The sequence below is a fragment of the Sphingobium sp. TomMM7A genome, assembly GCF_055397305.1.
Genome location: NZ_AP027312.1, coordinates 70,001 through 84,670, shown reverse-complemented (window position 1 = coordinate 84,670; position 14,670 = coordinate 70,001). Strand labels below are relative to the sequence as shown.

Here is a 14,670-nt window from a genome sequence, read left to right as displayed (position 1 = left end):
ACCAGCTCAGTGGCCGAGTATCAAAGGCCGTTTACTGCGGGTAAGCAGACGCCGTGTCACGCCGCCGAATGTTTCCATGATCCTTCCGCGGCCGTAGGCGCCCATGATAATATAATCCGCCATCCATTGCTCGGCCTCCTCCTCGATTATCGCGTCCGCAGGATGAAGGCGATCGTTGAGAACCCGAATGCTCGCGTGCACATTGTGACGCGAGAGATATCGGGCAGCGTCACTGGGTTCAGCCTGAATTGAGCCGTCCTTTATGGTCAGCACTTCGACTTCCTCCGCCAGCGCAAGCAAAGGCGTGCAGGCTCGCATCGTTGCGATGCATGAAGGATGGCCATCCCAGGCCAGCAATGCCCGTTTGATGCTGAAGCCATTGACCTCCTGTGGCGCGGCTAACACCGGAACCCGGGCGTGCATCAGCACCTGACCGACGATCGTCCGCATGTCTGGAAGGGGATAGCTGTCCAATTGCCGGTTGAGGACGACGATGTCCGCAAGCGCGGCCTCCTTCAGGAGGCAGCTTGCTATCTCCCCTGTGATGTCGACCCAGTCCCAACTCACATCCTCTTTGGCGAGGCGAGCGTTGATCTTTGTCTTGTTCCGGGCTTCGCTCTGGCGCTCATCAAGCATGACAGCGGTTTCGCCAAAACCTGCATAAAGATCGCCGGCTATAACCGGAAATGGCGTGACATCGATGCACTGAAGATGGCCGCCGAGGGCACGGGTCAAATCCAGTGCCGCTTGCAGTCGAGCTTCCTGACCCTCATCATCATGTACCAGGAGAAGAATATTCTTCATCATAGCCTCCTCGACAAAGGCATCAGGTTAAGGCGCGTCATCTATAGCAGGTATGGGGAAACATACTTAGAAGCGGCAGCGTCGCCTTTTCTTGCGTCATAAATCGGGCGCCTGCTCCTTTTGTTGACCCAAGGGGAGCCCCGCCGCCGACTTGTCCTCAGCCGCGATGAATCCCTGCCGCATAATGCAGGTTATGGACTTTACCAGTGGTACTGGAACATCATCCTGCCGCGCTCGCTCTTACCAGAGAGAGTAGAGCACCAGCGCCAATAGCTGCACCGAGGCCAGGCTTTCGGAACACCACCGCGCGTTCGAAAGCCGCAGCTCTCGTTAGGAAAATAGATCGCCATGTCCACGATAGGTCCGCAACCTCAAGTCGAGAGCACATCCCCGCCCGTTCCCCGCGACCTGAAACATGTGTCGCTGAAGGAGGATATGGAGGTGCAATATTGGTCTCAGCGTTTTCAGACATCTCGGCGCCAATTGGAGGAAGCGGTGGAAAAGGTCGGCCATAGCGTTAATGCGGTAGCCGACTATATCGGTCGAAACCGCTGACGTGCCATGAACCGCATCGACCCGCCACTGCCCCGTAACACAAGACGGGCGGATTGCCTTGAATCGGCGATTTTTCCCGCCGATAGCCGACATGCCTGCTTCTACAAAGCCCTGCCCCGATCAGGTAGACGTCCCGGCCGCTCATTAGTCGCAGACGGGGCATTCCCGGAGTTGACGGGCTAGCTTTCCAGCATTTCGCGGATGCGAGCGGAGAGCATTTCGATCTGAAATGGCTTGGTGATCATCTGCATGTTGTTGGATAGGAAGCCGCCCCGCACGGCGGCCCCTTCCGCATAGCCCGTCACAAACAGGATGGGCAGGTCAGGCAAATGCGCTCGCGCGATTTCCGCCAATTGCCGCCCGTTCATTCCCGGCAAGCCAACATCGGAGATCAGAAGGTCGAAACGCCGCCCGGACTCCAATATGCGCACCGCCTGCTGTCCGTCGGCGGCCTCGGTCGCCTTGTAGCCCAATTCCTCAAGCACATCGCGCACGAGGAGCCGGACGGAGTCATCATCCTCGACCAGTAGCACCGACTGGCCGTCGCCATGATGAATGGCAGCATGTTCGACGGATTCGGTTTCAACTTGTTGTTCCGCGACCGGCAGGAATATCCTGACCACCGTCCCTTCGCCCACCGTCGAATTGATGCGCACCAAGCCATTCGACTGCTTGGCGAAACCATAGACCATCGACAGGCCGAGACCCGTGCCCTGCCCGATCGGTTTGGTCGTGAAGAAGGGATCGAACACCTTGTCCAGTGTGTCGTCATCGATGCCGACGCCGGTGTCAGACACCCCAACCATGATATAGCGGCCCGGCGTGATGCCTGGATTGCGCGCGCAACACTCCGCATCCAGCTCCACCTCTTCACATGACAGCGTCAGTCGGCCGCCGTCAGGCATCGCGTCGCGGGCATTGATCGCAAGGTTGATGATCGCGCTTTCCAGCTGATTGGCGTCCACCAGCGCCGTCGGCAACGGGGGGGAGGAAAGGATTTCCACCTCGATCGATTCATTCATGGTGCGGCGGAGCAGGTCCTCCAGCGAATGAATGAGCTTGCAGACGTCGGTGGGGCGGCTGTCGAGCGATTGCCGCCGGGAAAAGGCGAGTAATCGGGACGTCAGCGCCGCCGCGCGCTGCGCCGACGTGCTGGCGGCATCCATGAAGCGATCAAGGTCGTCCAGTCGGCCACTGGAAATCCGACGCTTCAGGATGTCGATGGCTCCAATGATGCCCGTCAGCATATTGTTGAAGTCATGCGCGATCCCGCCGGTCAATTGACCGACCGCCTCCATCTTCTGCGCCTGGCGCAACGCTTCCTCGGCCCGGGCGCGTTCTTCCGCCTCGGCTTCCAATCGCAGCAGCGCCTCCCGCAATTCGCGCGTGCGGGCATCAACCTCCTGCTCCAGCCGCTGGGCCGCCTCCGCGAGCGCCTGCTGGCTCCTCTTCTGCTCGTCTAGATCGACAATCACTGAAATCGAGCCGGTGACCCGTGAGCTGCCGGGGTCGAGCAACGGCACGCCGCTTACCCGGGTCCAGACCGAAGGACCTTCTGTCGGGTGATGCAGAAACTCGATCCCCCGCACCTGTTCGCCCTTCAGAGCGCGCATCGTCGCGAAGCGATCCCGCGTGATACGGCTTCCATCCTCTTCATAGCCTTCCCACCGGTCCTCCCCGTCAGGCAGCCGGGCGGGGATGTCTCCGCTGGGCAGGAAGCGGCGGAATGCGGGGTTGGAAAGCAGTGTGCTGCCGTCGGTGTTTATGAACGCGACGCCGACCGGAAGATTTTCGAGCAATGTATTTAGGCGGCCGCGTTCTGCATCGATGGCCGCGAACTGGTCGCGGATCTGCAATTGTTTCTGCCGGGCCCTTATGCCCGACGCGACAGCGCTGATCAGTGATTCCCCGCTGACCGGGCGTTCCAGCAGGATGACGCTGAGCGCGTTATCGGGCAGTCGGCGTCTGATGGCCTCGCTGGAAGCAAAACGGCCCGCCTGCCGTCCGGCGAGCAGTATGAAGGGAACATCCGACCATGCAGGCTGCGCATCCAGCGCGCGGTGCAGGGGGCCAAGGTCAGTGAACAACGCTTCTTCCGTGACCAGCGCGACGCCCGTCTGCTCATCGATCGCGTCGGCCACCTCCGTCAAGGTGGGGCAGATTTGGACCCGATGCCCCTCCCCCCGCAGCAGCCGCGTCACGCTGTCGGCGTCGCTGCCATAGGGTGCGCTGACGATGACCCGGAGGGTTAAGGATGTCGCGGCCTTATGCACGGCCGTCGCGATCCTCCATCAGTGGTGTAGAGGCTCCCAGATATTCCGGCGTTCCGGTCAACACGCCCCTGAAATCGGAGAGCGGCGCGCCGACGCGAACGCCATGGGCGTCGATCCTGAATTCGCGGATGGAGTCTTCATGCGCGCCGCTGCGGTGCTTGATGACCGACAATGCCTTCCGGATGCGCCCCTCTGCCTCGAAAAAGCGCAGTAGGATGACGATGTCCGCGATGTAGGACACATTCAGCTCATCGGTTCGCATCGACCCGAAGAACCCCTGCTGTGGATTGACAAGCAAGGTCACGACGCCCCGGTGGCTGAGGTAAGACAGAAGTTCGTGCAATTGCAGGATCAGCTGCTGTTCCTGAGGCATGGCGGCCAGATAGCCGTTGAGGCTGTCGATCAGGATGATGCGTGAATTTCGCTCCTCCACTTCCTGCCTGACCATGGCGGCGAATTCGCCGGGCGCGACCTCTGCCGGATCGATCTGGCGGATGACAAGACGGCCGTCGTCCATCAAAGCCTGTAGATCCGTTCCGAACAATCGCGCTCTGGTAATGAGCGTGCCGATCCGCTCATCAAATTCGTATATCACCGCATTTTCGCCGCGTTCGCAGGCGGCGATGACATATTGCAGGGCCAGCGTCGTTTTGCCCGCGCCCGCAGGACCAGTGATGAGCGTGCTGGTACCGCGTTGGGGGCCGCCGTCCAGAATGGCGTCGAGCTCCGGAACCTTGCTGGCAATCGGTTCGCCGACGAACGGCGCGTGATGGTCCGAAGCGATGAGGCGGGGGAATATGTCGATGCCGCCCTTCCGGATGATCATGTCGTGATAACCGGCGACAAAATCGACGCCGCGCATCTTCTGGATTTGCATGCGCCGCCGCGCCGCGCCGAAATCGAGCGTCAGCCGCTCGAGCGTTATCACTCCATGGCAAAGGCTGTGCAGGTGATTGTCGCGGATACCCGCGCCGCCCGTCAGGTCGTCCACGAGCAGAACCGTGGTGTCGATCTGCGCGAAGAATTGTTTGAGGAACAGAAGCTGGCGCCGGTAGCGGAGCGGGTCCTGCGCCAGAAGCCGCAATTCGGACAGGCTGTCGAACACGATGCGACGGGGTTTCAACCGTTGCACCTCTTCCCGGATCAGTTCGATGGTGCCGCCCAGTTCCATTTCCCAGCTGTGCAGGATCGATTGGTCCCGTCCTATGCCCAGCACTGAATCGGCAGAAGCAAGTTCGAAGAGGTTGACGTTGTTCAGGTCCCAGCCGTGCGAGGCAGCGACGACCGATAATTCTTCGCTGGTTTCCGACAGCGTCACGTAGAGGACTGGCTCGCCCGCCGCCACGCCTTCGAGCAGGAATTGCAGCGCGAGCGTCGTCTTTCCTGATCCGGGAGCGCCTTCGAGAAGATACAGTCTTTGGGCAGGCAGACCTCCCCCCAGCACCAGATCGAGCCCTGAATTGCCCGTCGAAACGCGATCAAAAATTCCTGTCATTCAACCATGCCTCCGTCAGCACGGCCGTCAGCATATCGATCAAGTCACAAAATCCATCGCCTGCCGAGGCAGGATCAGACGCACCGCACCGCAAAATCATGAAGCTATAACGCCGCAATATCCCGGCGGTTGCATCTTCATTGCAATGGCTTAACGACCGGGCGCGTCGTGAGGCGCAGGGATGTGTCGGTGCCATCGGGGTGGGTGTTGGCCGGGTTTACTCCAATGCTGCTTCCTTGCAGCGGCTACGGGGCTGGATCATAGGCGGCTGACACAGCCACTGCTGATCGGAATAGAAGAGTGACCCAATCCTGTGACCTTGCGATCCGAATGCGGCGGGCGGCATTCAACCGGGCGTTGGCGGAGATGGACCTGAGCGCGATAGGCCCCCTGCTGTCACCCGCCGCGATACTGGTGACCGGCAGTGACAGCGGGGTGATCAGCGGCCGGAAGGCGCAGCTGATGGCATGGAAGCGCGAGTTCGCGTCGGCCGAGCGCACCATCTATGTCCGGATGCCCACTAGCATCACCATCTCGCCGATCGAACCGATCGCGATGGAACAGGGCGAATGGAAGGGTGTGGCAGCGGACGCGCAGGAGCCGACCGCGTCCGGCATCTACAGTGCGAAATGGCGCAAGCTTCGGGACGAGTGGCTGATCGAGGCGGAAATCTTCGTGACGCTCGGCTGATATACACTGGCCCGGTGGATGAGGCCGGGCCAGCCGACCGCGACCAAAGCAGAGTGTGTTGAATCTTAATGCACAATCCGTTCGGGCTGAGCCTGTCGAAGCGCTTCACTTCTTTGGGAGAAAGAAGAGCCCTTCGACAAGCTCAGGGCGAACGGCTTCAGGGGGTAAGGCCGATCTGATCCACGGCGCTTAGCCCACAGCCTTCGCCATGACCCGACCGAGCCGTTCGGCAAAGGCGCGCGGATCGGTGGGCAATTCGCCATCGGCAATCCGGGCCTCGTCCAATAGCAGCCAGGCGGCATCTTCGCGCAGGCTATTATCGTCCTGGAGGTTGCTCAGCCGGACGATCAGGCTGTGGCGCGGGTTGAGTTCTAGCACAGGAGCCGAAGCCCCGCCGCCGCGACCGGCGGCCGCCAGCAGCTTTTCCAGCTGGCGATCCATGCCATGTTCGGCCGCGACGAGGCAGACCGGGCTTTCGGTCAGCCGCTCGGACACGCGGACGTCGGACAGCTGATCCTTCAACAAATCCTTGGCGAAGTCGATGAAGCTGCTGACTTCCTCCGACGCAGCGGGCGCGGCCGTCTCGCCCTCGGTCAGAGGCACGAGGCTGAGGTCGGCAAGGCCCTGCGTCACTGATTTGAAGGGCTTGCCATCATAATCGACGCCAGCGGTGACCCAGAAGCTGTCCACCTGATCAGTAAGCAGCAGCACCTCAATGCCGCGCGCGCGGAAGCCTTCGAGCTGCGGCGAGGACGCAAGGCGGTCGAGATCAGAGCCGGTGGCGTAGTAGATCGCCGTCTGGTTCTCCTTCATGCCCTCGGCATAATCCTTCAGAGAGCGCCAGCTATCGGTCGAAGCAGTGGATTTGAAGCGGGCCAGGCCGAGCAACTGCTCGCGGCGGGCGAAGTCCTCGTACAGCCCTTCTTTCAGCACCGCGCCGAAATTGTCCCAGAATTTGATATAGGCTTCGCCATCATTGGCGGAGAGCTTTTCAAGTTCGGTGAGGATGCGGTTGCTGACGCCTTTCTGGATCGCCGCCAGAACGGGGCTTTGCTGGATCATTTCGCGCGACACGTTGAGCGGCAGGTCGCTGGAGTCCACCAGGCCGCGTACGAAGCGCAGGTAGCGCGGCAATATCTCGGCCTCGTCGGTGATGAAGACGCGGCGGACGTAGAGCTTCATGCGGCCGGTGCGATCGGGATCGAACAGGTCGAACGGCTTCATTTCGGGGATGAAGGCCAGCACGGAATATTCATGCAGACCCTCGGCCCGATAGTGCAGCGTCAGCGCGGGCTGGTCGAACTGACCAGCGACGCTGCGGTAGAAGTCGGTATATTCCTCCGCGCTGATCTCGCTCTTGGGCTTCGTCCAGAGCGCCGCGCCATCCGCGATCTGCTCGGGTTCGGCATCGGGCTTTTCCTTGAGGAAGATCGGCACGGGCACATGGCCGGACTGATCCTTGATGATCTGCTGGACGCGATAGCGTTCGGTGTAGGACGCGGCGTCTTCCTTAAGATGCAGGATGACGCGGGTGCCGTGGTCCGGCGCTTCGGCTGTTTCGGCGGGCTGGACGGTATAGGTGCCAAGGCCATTCGATGACCAGCGCGCCGCCTGGTCCGAGCCTGCGCGGCGGGACAGGACGTCGACGCGATCGGCGACCATGAAGGCGGAATAGAAGCCGACGCCGAATTGGCCGATCAGCTGCGTGCCTTCCGCGTCCTTGGCGCTGGCGACGCGTTCCATGAATGCCTTTGTTCCGGAGCGCGCGATCGTGCCGAGCGCTTCGACAAGCTCGGCCTCGCTCATACCGATGCCATTATCCTCGATCGCGATCTGGCGGGCGTCGGGGTCGAGTGTGACCGTCACTTGCGGGCTGCCGCCAGCGGCGAGCGCGGGATTGCTCAGGCTTTCATAGCGCAGCTTTTCGCAGGCGTCGGCGGCGTTGGAGATGAGTTCGCGCAGGAACACATCCTTGTCCGAATAGACCGAGTGCACCATCAGGTGCAGCAATTTGGCTACGTCAGCTTCGAAGGAACGGGTTTCAGGAGCAGCGTCGGTCGGGTTCGTCATGGCGTTTCTTTCATGCCCTCCAATGAATTGGCCGCCGGACAGATGGCGCGGGGAGCGGCGGGTTTCAAGCTGGATGGGGTTCAATTCATGAATGAGAAGGTGAATTAATCGCGTTTGGAATGGGGAAAAGCATGTGTAACCAACATATGTGTTTGGTTACATCAAATATGCTGATATAGCCCGGAAATGCTGGATTTTTCATCGTCTTCGGAGCAGGCCTTTCTTTTGCTGGGGAGGCTTGATGGGCGGCTTGCCAACAGTCCGGCCACCGACATCTGGCTTGCCCGGTCGCGCCTTAAAGGGGCTGCCGCGCTGGCCAGTGTCGCGTCGGTGCCCATTTCCGTCGGAGATTTGCAGGACTGGATTTGCGGGCGGACGCCCCCACCCCGCCATAGCGAGGGGCTGAACGACCCCTTGTCGATCGCGGCGCTGGTTCATTTCGTGCTTTCGGCGAGCGAAGGCGAGCGTGATCCGATCGCGCGGGCGACGCTGAACATATCACGCCAGCTGCTGGACGACAGGAAAGAGGCGGAAATCTGGGCATCGGACGATCTGGTGCGCTTCGGCCCGGTCTGGCGGGCGGTTCAAGCGGTTGTGGAGGCCCCCTACCCTTCAACGAGCGTGGAAGAGGTGGCGGAACGCCTCATCGCGGCGCGGGAGGGGCTGGCGGCGCCTATGAGCGAGGGGCAATTGCTGACGACGGCGGATGGACGGCGGCTGCAAATCGATCCCCGTCGGACAGATTTGGGATGGGTGGTGGCGGCGCACATCCCGGCGGCCCTTGAGGCATCCGGGCTGACATTGCGGCGGCTCCCGTCTTTCGTTGATCTGCCCCGTTTTCCAGGCAGGGATGTAACGACCCTTGCGGAACAGCTGATCGAAATGATCGGGCGACAGGCGGCGCAAGGGTTGGCGGAACTTAGCCGGCTTGAGGCGCGGCTCAAGAAGCTGCCTCAAGAGCTGCCAGTGACGAAGCGGAGCAAGGCGCCCCTGCTGATGCGGTTGGAACTGGCCTATCCGGGTTTGAGCAAGGTGGCGATCACGCGCCTGCTCGGCATCTCCCATCAAGGAGCGACCAAATTGGTGTCGCAGCTCGCTTCTTCTCTTCCTTCCAAAAACTAGAAGAATCTCTTTCTGGTTATAGGGTTTAGTAGAAAGTTAGAGAGTTAAGCCTGCGTGGGATGCGGCAAAAGTGGCGAGGATAGGCGAGTCGGGCGAACCGGGCTGTTCCCGAAAGGTCGGGCTTTCGTTCCCGGAGTGTCGAGGCTGGTGTTCCTGATGTGTCGGGGGATCGTTCCTGAAGGAGCGTTGGCCGTTCCCGGAGTGTCGATGGCGTCCGGATAAGGTGGGAATTTCAGCAGGGATTGAATCAGTTGCATTGGTCGGCCGCTTAATGTCGTTCAAAAGCTGTGGATGAATTGAAGTCGGCAGTAGCTTCGGGAAATCAGGCGCCGAACGCATTGTAGAGCAACCGACACTTCGGGAACGCTTATGCGCTAACGAGCAAGGCCGGACTGACGAGGGGGCCTTTTGGGCCGAAACGTCAAAGGCGGTGGCGGTTCTTTTCATGGAAACGGCGCACGAAGCCGATGAAGGCTTTCTGGTAGTTGACCGGCGTGCGCGTCGGGTCAGCGTCGAGCCAGTTGCGGAAATCCTGATGGAGGGACTGATAATCCCAACCCGGACATTCGGTGCGCAGGGTGGCAAGGGTTGCGTCGGTGAGTTCGCCAGCGGTCGCGCGGGAGGAAAGGCTGGTGACCGTGCGGCGGATGACATCCCCGGCGTCGAGCAAGGAATGCGGGTCGGCCGCTGGACTTTTGCTGGTGGAAGCGAGCGTACCGTTCAGAGCCGCGACCTTGGGTGCGATGCCCACTTTCTTGGATGGGGCGTCGTTTGAGGCGCGTGGGGCTTCGGCCGACCGGCGGCTCATGCGCAGCGATGGCTCGCGCTTACCCTGGGGCTGTTCGAGCAATAATGTGTAGCCGGGCAGTGGGTCGCGTTCGGCGATCTTGGCGATCTCGAACTTGAAACGGCGATAGGCGCCTTCTGCCCCTGATTTTTCAAACAGGGTTGGCATGGAGATGGAGAAGCCCCCCTCCCCTGCCCCGCCAGCATGTTTGCGCGCGACCTTGTACAGCCAGCGTTCGCGCCCGCCCGTCAGGTCGAAATAGGCGCGATCGATGGACAGGACACCGCCCTGCATCAACACGCCTTCGTAGAACCAGTTGCTAAGTTCAATGGTCATGCCGCGCGACCGTTCGGTGCGTTCATCGACAAGCTGGGTCCAGCCATCGAGCCAGCTGAAGGTCGCTTCGCGGCGGTTTTCGGCGCGGATGTTGGTCTTGATCGTGGTGGACACCAGACGGTCGAGCGACTGGCCGAGCAATTCATAGGCGCGGCCGGTGGTCGGACGATGGATGGCGCGCAGCAGGTCATAAGGCATGAGGTGCAGTTTGCGCGGAACGTCATTGATGCCGCGCCGGGCCATGTCGGCCAGAACCGAGGCGCAATAGATGAGGATGTCGGCATCCCAGATGGTCGCCATGCCGTAATCGGGATTGGCGGACACATGGACCCAGGCTTTGCCATCTGGGGAGGTGTAATCGATCGGCTTGACGCGCTTCGACTTGGCGAGGCTGAAGAAGGGGCGCTCCATCATCTCGCGCTGGTCGCGCAGCGGCATGTCCGCGATATAGGGGAGGAACAGCTCGAACTGATCGGTAAGCTCGGCCTTGCCGGTGCGCGTCATGGGCGGCTCCTTGGCAAGGGCAGGGTGGCGAGGGTGTTTCCCCGGGGAAACGGGGATGGAATTAGTGCGAAAGAATGAAGTCTGCGGGAGGAGAGGGGAGGGTGGCCCGATCTGGGGTGGCCTTGTTTCCCCGGGGAAACAGCGCGTGACACAAGGGCGAGCAAGATGCCCGTCCCCTGTGTCGCGATGATGTTGTGCCCCCCCGAGCCTGTCACTGCTGTAGACCCATTCCCTGCCGCTCAAGATGTTCGAGCGTGTCGCGGAGCGCGGTCGCCAGCGTTGCCATGTCCGCACCCGATCCGGCGTGGAAACGGATGGTGATGCCCTGGCGGTTGACCGACTGCACGGTGAGGGCGGGGCGGCCGTAGCGCGTGGTCCAGGTGAAGGGCTCTTCCTTCGGTTCCGACACGGCTACGCGCGGCGCGTCGAGCAGGCGCTTCAATACTTCGGCAGCGGGGAGGGGCGTTGCGCCCGCGTAACGGCGTTCCCGTTGTGTCGTGATGAGCCGCGCGGCCTCTGCGTTGATGGCCGGGGCAGCAGCAGGATCATCCAGCGCCTGTGCCAGCGGATAAGCAGGCTTTAGCTGGACATCGCCGGGCGAAGGGAAGGCGTCGATGATGTAGTCAGGAATACCCGCGACCTTGATCATCTTGCTGAGCCAGCCCTTGGAGAGCTTCAGCCGTTCGGCCATGCGCGTGAGGTGGCTGCCATAATGGGCGCCCAGCGCTTCGGCATAGTTGCGCGCGCGTTCCAGGTCGGTGACGTCCTTGCGCGCGCGGTTTTCCAGATCGGCGAGGCGGAAGGCCGCTTCATCGTCCAACTGGGCGACCTGCGCCACGAACATCATGTCGGGATAGCTGTGTGCCCGCAGCCAGCTGATCGAGAAGTGGCGGCGCGTGCCCGCGATCACTTCATAATCATGGTCCGGATCGCCTTCGACACGGCGGATGACGGCGGGCACTTTTTGCCCGCCCTCCGCGATGATTGAGTCGATCAGTTCGCGGCAATTGTCCTCAGTCAGATGGGAGTAAAGCCGGGCGTTGCCGCGCCAGATACGCACCTTTGCCGGATCGAGCAGCAATTGCGTGACCTGCCGCACCTCGCCTGAGGCGAGCCGGGCAAGCGCGGTTTCGCGGCCGAGCAGTGTCGCGCCGCGTGCGCGTTCGGGGCGAGCCGGGGCAGGGGAGGGGGGCGACGCTTCGGCCTCGGCCACAGGCGGGCTGTCGGCCGCTGGAACGGGGGCGGGACTTTCCGCCTCGTCTGACAAAAGGGCTGCCAGATAATCCGATTGCTTACGCGCCATGGGCTTGTCCTCCGATTCGCGGGGAACATATGGTGAACATGTCTGTGTAGGACAGAGTTGATTTTTGTTCGCGCAGAGGCGCAGAGGCGCAGAGAGGGTGTGCGAGCGGCGCAGTCCCTTGTTCGACGCAGGTGACAGCGCCAAGCTGAGGCCTTGCATCGGCAAATTTGCCTGCGGCGCGGCGCGACATCTCCGCGCCTCTGCGTCTCCGCGTGAAATCAAGCCGCATTGACGATGTCCTCCTCACGCGCGGGGGCGACGCGGCCCCAGCTTTGGCGGACGAGCGCTTCGATCTGGCCCATAGCTTCGTCGAGATTGGCGCGGCAGCGCTTGTGGGTGCGCGGCGTGCCGATCGGCTTTTCCAGTTCGTACACGGTCATCATGCGCAGCGCGGCATGGCTAATTTCCGCACTGTCGAGGATGGGCACGGGGAGGAGGGCAGGGCCGAAACTCTGCTCCATGATTGCGCGGACCATCGAGTGGCTCGGATCATTGCTGTCGAATTTCGAGCAGAGCAGGCGGATAAACTGATAGTCGACCTCTATGCCAGCGGTTTGCAGCTGCTTGATGACCTGATCCATCATCGAGAGGAACTGGACGGTGGAGCAGAAGTCGGGCGTCGTCGCGGCGAGCGGGACCAGCAGGGCGTTGGCCGCCTGCATCACCGCGAGGCTGATCGTGCCGAGCGCTGGCGGGGGATCGAGCAGCACCACGTCATAATGGCGGGCGAGGTCCATCAGGCCCTGTTTCAGCTTGCGGAACCGCGCCGCCAGGACGGAGCCGCCGTCGCTGCCCGCCGCCGCCAGCTCATATTCCACGTCGAATAGTTCGAGATTGGACGGGATCAAATCGACATTGGGCCAGGCGGTATGTTTGACCGCATAGAGAAGGTCGACCTGGGTCGGATCGATCGACAGATAGGGATAAAGCGTCTCTTCCCGCTGAATATTGAAGTGCGGGTTGAAGCCGAACAGGGTGGTCGTGGTCGCCTGGCTGTCGCAATCGACGACGAGCACGCGATAGCCCTGCACCGCGAAATAATGGGCCAGATGCGTGGTGACGGTGGATTTGCCGACGCCGCCTTTGAAATTCTGCACGGCGATGATCGCGGGAATGTCGAGCGGGGCGCGTTCCGGCGAGGCGCCCAGCACCTGCCGCATGTTGAGCAGTTCCTCGACCTTATAGCCGGGACGTCGGCCATTTTCGGTCGGCGGGGCAGGGGGGAGGCGGCCATCTTCCTCCGCCATGCGAATCCGATTCGTGGAGCAGCCGAGCAGTTGCGCGGCTTCGGCGATGCCAAAGCGAACGTTGAGTTCCTTGCGGCTGTCAGGCAGAAAAGCCTTGCGGCGCAGCCTTTCGACCATCTTTTCGCCGGCCTCGGCCAGATCGCCGATCTGGCTCACTACTGCGTTCATTTCCGACCCCGCACGGCAAGTTGAAGCTCAATCGGGAATGCTATCGCAGAAATCCTTCAAATCCGCAATCGATGCTGAATTTGCATGTGGTAGGGGGAAAAGGCCGTCACCAAGATCAATGTTGCGCGCCCGGGTGCGATGGTGAATGCTGGCATATATATCAGAAAACCGCATTTTTCCGGGATTCCATCATGCCGACTACGCTGCCAACTCGCCAGATTGGCCCGCTCACCGTTTCCGCGATCGGCCTTGGGTGCATGAACCTTAGCCATGGGTATATGCCGCGCCCGGATGTCGGCCAGGCCGAGAGGCTGCTGCTGCATGCGCTCGATTCGGGGGTGACGTTTTTCGATACCGCCGCAATCTATGGCTTTGGCCGCAATGAAGAGCTGCTGGGCCGCACATTGATGCACCGGCGCGGCGAGTTTACCTTGGCGAGCAAGTGCGTGCTGGGCGAGATTGACGGCAAGCGGGGGCTGGATGGATCGCCGCAAGCGATCGCCAGCGTGCTGGAAGCGGCATTGCGGCGGCTGCGGGTGGAGCAGATCGACCTCTATTATATGCACAGGCTGGACCCCGCTGTGCCGGTCGAGGAGTCGATGGGGGCTTTGGTGCGCGCGGTCGAGGCGGGGAAGATCCGTGCGATCGGCCTGTCGGAAATGTCGGCGGCGACGATCAGGCGCGCCCATGCCGTGCATCCGATCGCGGCGGTGCAGACCGAATATTCGCCATGGACGCGCAACCCGGAAATCGCGGTGCTGGATGTTTGCGCGGAATTGGGCATCGGTTTCGTCGCCTTTTCGCCGCTTGGGCGGGGGCTGCTTGCCGGGCGGATTGGAGCGGAAGGGGTAGATGCGGGCGACTTGCGCGCGGACATGCCGCGATTCCGGCCGCCGCACCTTGCCCATAATATGACGCTTTATGAAGGATTGCGGACGCTGGCGCAGGGGGCGGGGTGCAGCGCGGCGCAGCTCTGCCTCGCATGGCTGCTGTCGAAGGGCGACACTATCGTGCCGATTCCCGGCACGACCAGCATCGCGCATCTGGATGAGGACGTGGCGGCGCTGACGCTGGATTTGCCCGCCAATGTGCTGGCGGCGGTCGATGCCCTGTTCCCGCCGGGAGCAGCGTCGGGCGGGCGTTATAATGCGCAGGCGCAAGCGCAGGTTGGCACTGAAAGCTGGCCGGGCGAGGTGGCAGGATAGGGATAAAAGTGGCGCTTTTCGGCCGTTTTGGGCGCCAATGGGAAGAAATTTGCCCGCTCCTGTTTTTTCCTGTTGACCGACTCAGATGACGCGCCTAGATGCCACTCCACC

11 protein-coding genes are annotated in these 14,670 nt (G+C 61.7%); 4 read left to right on the top strand and 7 right to left on the bottom strand.

Going from position 1 to position 14,670, the window contains the following annotated elements:
* Nucleotides 1-6 precede the first annotated feature (6 nt).
* A complete protein-coding gene (locus ACZ5ZH_RS13220) occupies nucleotides 7-807 on the bottom strand; it encodes a universal stress protein (protein WP_464773197.1) in 801 nt (266 codons plus the stop codon).
* A gap of 345 nt (nucleotides 808-1,152) precedes the next feature.
* Between ACZ5ZH_RS13220 and ACZ5ZH_RS13215 the strand changes: the two genes are divergently transcribed.
* On the top strand, nucleotides 1,153-1,359 hold the full coding sequence (locus ACZ5ZH_RS13215) for a DUF3606 domain-containing protein (protein ID WP_449469633.1): 207 nt from the start codon (nucleotides 1,153-1,155) through the stop codon (nucleotides 1,357-1,359).
* A 179-nt stretch (nucleotides 1,360-1,538) separates the two neighbouring features.
* Here ACZ5ZH_RS13215 and ACZ5ZH_RS13210 read toward each other — a convergent pair whose 3' ends face one another.
* Both ACZ5ZH_RS13210 and ACZ5ZH_RS13205 read right to left on the bottom strand, forming a co-directional pair.
* Nucleotides 1,539-3,632: a hybrid sensor histidine kinase/response regulator gene (locus ACZ5ZH_RS13210; protein ID WP_464775240.1), complete on the bottom strand. Its 2,094-nt coding sequence runs from the start codon at nucleotides 3,630-3,632 to the stop codon at nucleotides 1,539-1,541.
* Nucleotides 3,625-5,127 (bottom strand): ATPase domain-containing protein, encoded by a 1,503-nt coding sequence (locus ACZ5ZH_RS13205; protein ID WP_460988534.1) that lies wholly within the window; start codon nucleotides 5,125-5,127, stop codon nucleotides 3,625-3,627. The genes ACZ5ZH_RS13210 and ACZ5ZH_RS13205 overlap by 8 nt, the downstream gene beginning before the upstream one ends.
* A gap of 300 nt (nucleotides 5,128-5,427) precedes the next feature.
* Between ACZ5ZH_RS13205 and ACZ5ZH_RS13200 the strand changes: the two genes are divergently transcribed.
* On the top strand, nucleotides 5,428-5,817 hold the full coding sequence (locus tag ACZ5ZH_RS13200) for a nuclear transport factor 2 family protein (RefSeq protein WP_464773196.1): 390 nt from the start codon (nucleotides 5,428-5,430) through the stop codon (nucleotides 5,815-5,817).
* A 189-nt stretch (nucleotides 5,818-6,006) separates the two neighbouring features.
* Here the strand turns inward: ACZ5ZH_RS13200 and htpG are convergent, their stop codons facing one another.
* Complete coding sequence (gene htpG / locus ACZ5ZH_RS13195; RefSeq protein ID WP_464773195.1) at nucleotides 6,007-7,887, bottom strand: molecular chaperone HtpG; 1,881 nt, start codon at nucleotides 7,885-7,887, stop codon at nucleotides 6,007-6,009.
* Nucleotides 7,888-8,112: 225 nt separating this feature from the next.
* Between htpG and ACZ5ZH_RS13190 the strand changes: the two genes are divergently transcribed.
* Nucleotides 8,113-9,009, top strand: a complete 897-nt coding sequence (locus ACZ5ZH_RS13190; RefSeq protein ID WP_464773194.1) for a hypothetical protein — start codon at nucleotides 8,113-8,115, stop codon at nucleotides 9,007-9,009.
* A 421-nt stretch (nucleotides 9,010-9,430) separates the two neighbouring features.
* On the opposite strand, the gene ACZ5ZH_RS13185 is transcribed toward ACZ5ZH_RS13190, so the two are convergent.
* From ACZ5ZH_RS13185 to ACZ5ZH_RS13175, 3 genes are all read right to left on the bottom strand, one after another.
* A complete protein-coding gene (locus ACZ5ZH_RS13185; protein ID WP_464773193.1) occupies nucleotides 9,431-10,636 on the bottom strand; it encodes a replication initiator protein A in 1,206 nt (401 codons plus the stop codon).
* 211 nt (nucleotides 10,637-10,847) lie between these two features.
* On the bottom strand, nucleotides 10,848-11,939 hold the full coding sequence (locus tag ACZ5ZH_RS13180) for a ParB/RepB/Spo0J family partition protein (RefSeq protein ID WP_464773192.1): 1,092 nt from the start codon (nucleotides 11,937-11,939) through the stop codon (nucleotides 10,848-10,850).
* A 218-nt stretch (nucleotides 11,940-12,157) separates the two neighbouring features.
* Nucleotides 12,158-13,354 (bottom strand): AAA family ATPase, encoded by a 1,197-nt coding sequence (locus ACZ5ZH_RS13175; protein ID WP_449469649.1) that lies wholly within the window; start codon nucleotides 13,352-13,354, stop codon nucleotides 12,158-12,160.
* Nucleotides 13,355-13,545: 191 nt separating this feature from the next.
* Here ACZ5ZH_RS13175 and ACZ5ZH_RS13170 point away from each other — a divergent pair, with 191 nt between their 5' ends.
* The gene (locus ACZ5ZH_RS13170) at nucleotides 13,546-14,559 is read left to right on the top strand and encodes an aldo/keto reductase (protein WP_464773191.1); all 1,014 of its coding nucleotides are present in this window, start codon (nucleotides 13,546-13,548) and stop codon (nucleotides 14,557-14,559) included.
* Nucleotides 14,560-14,670: the final 111 nt, after the last annotated feature.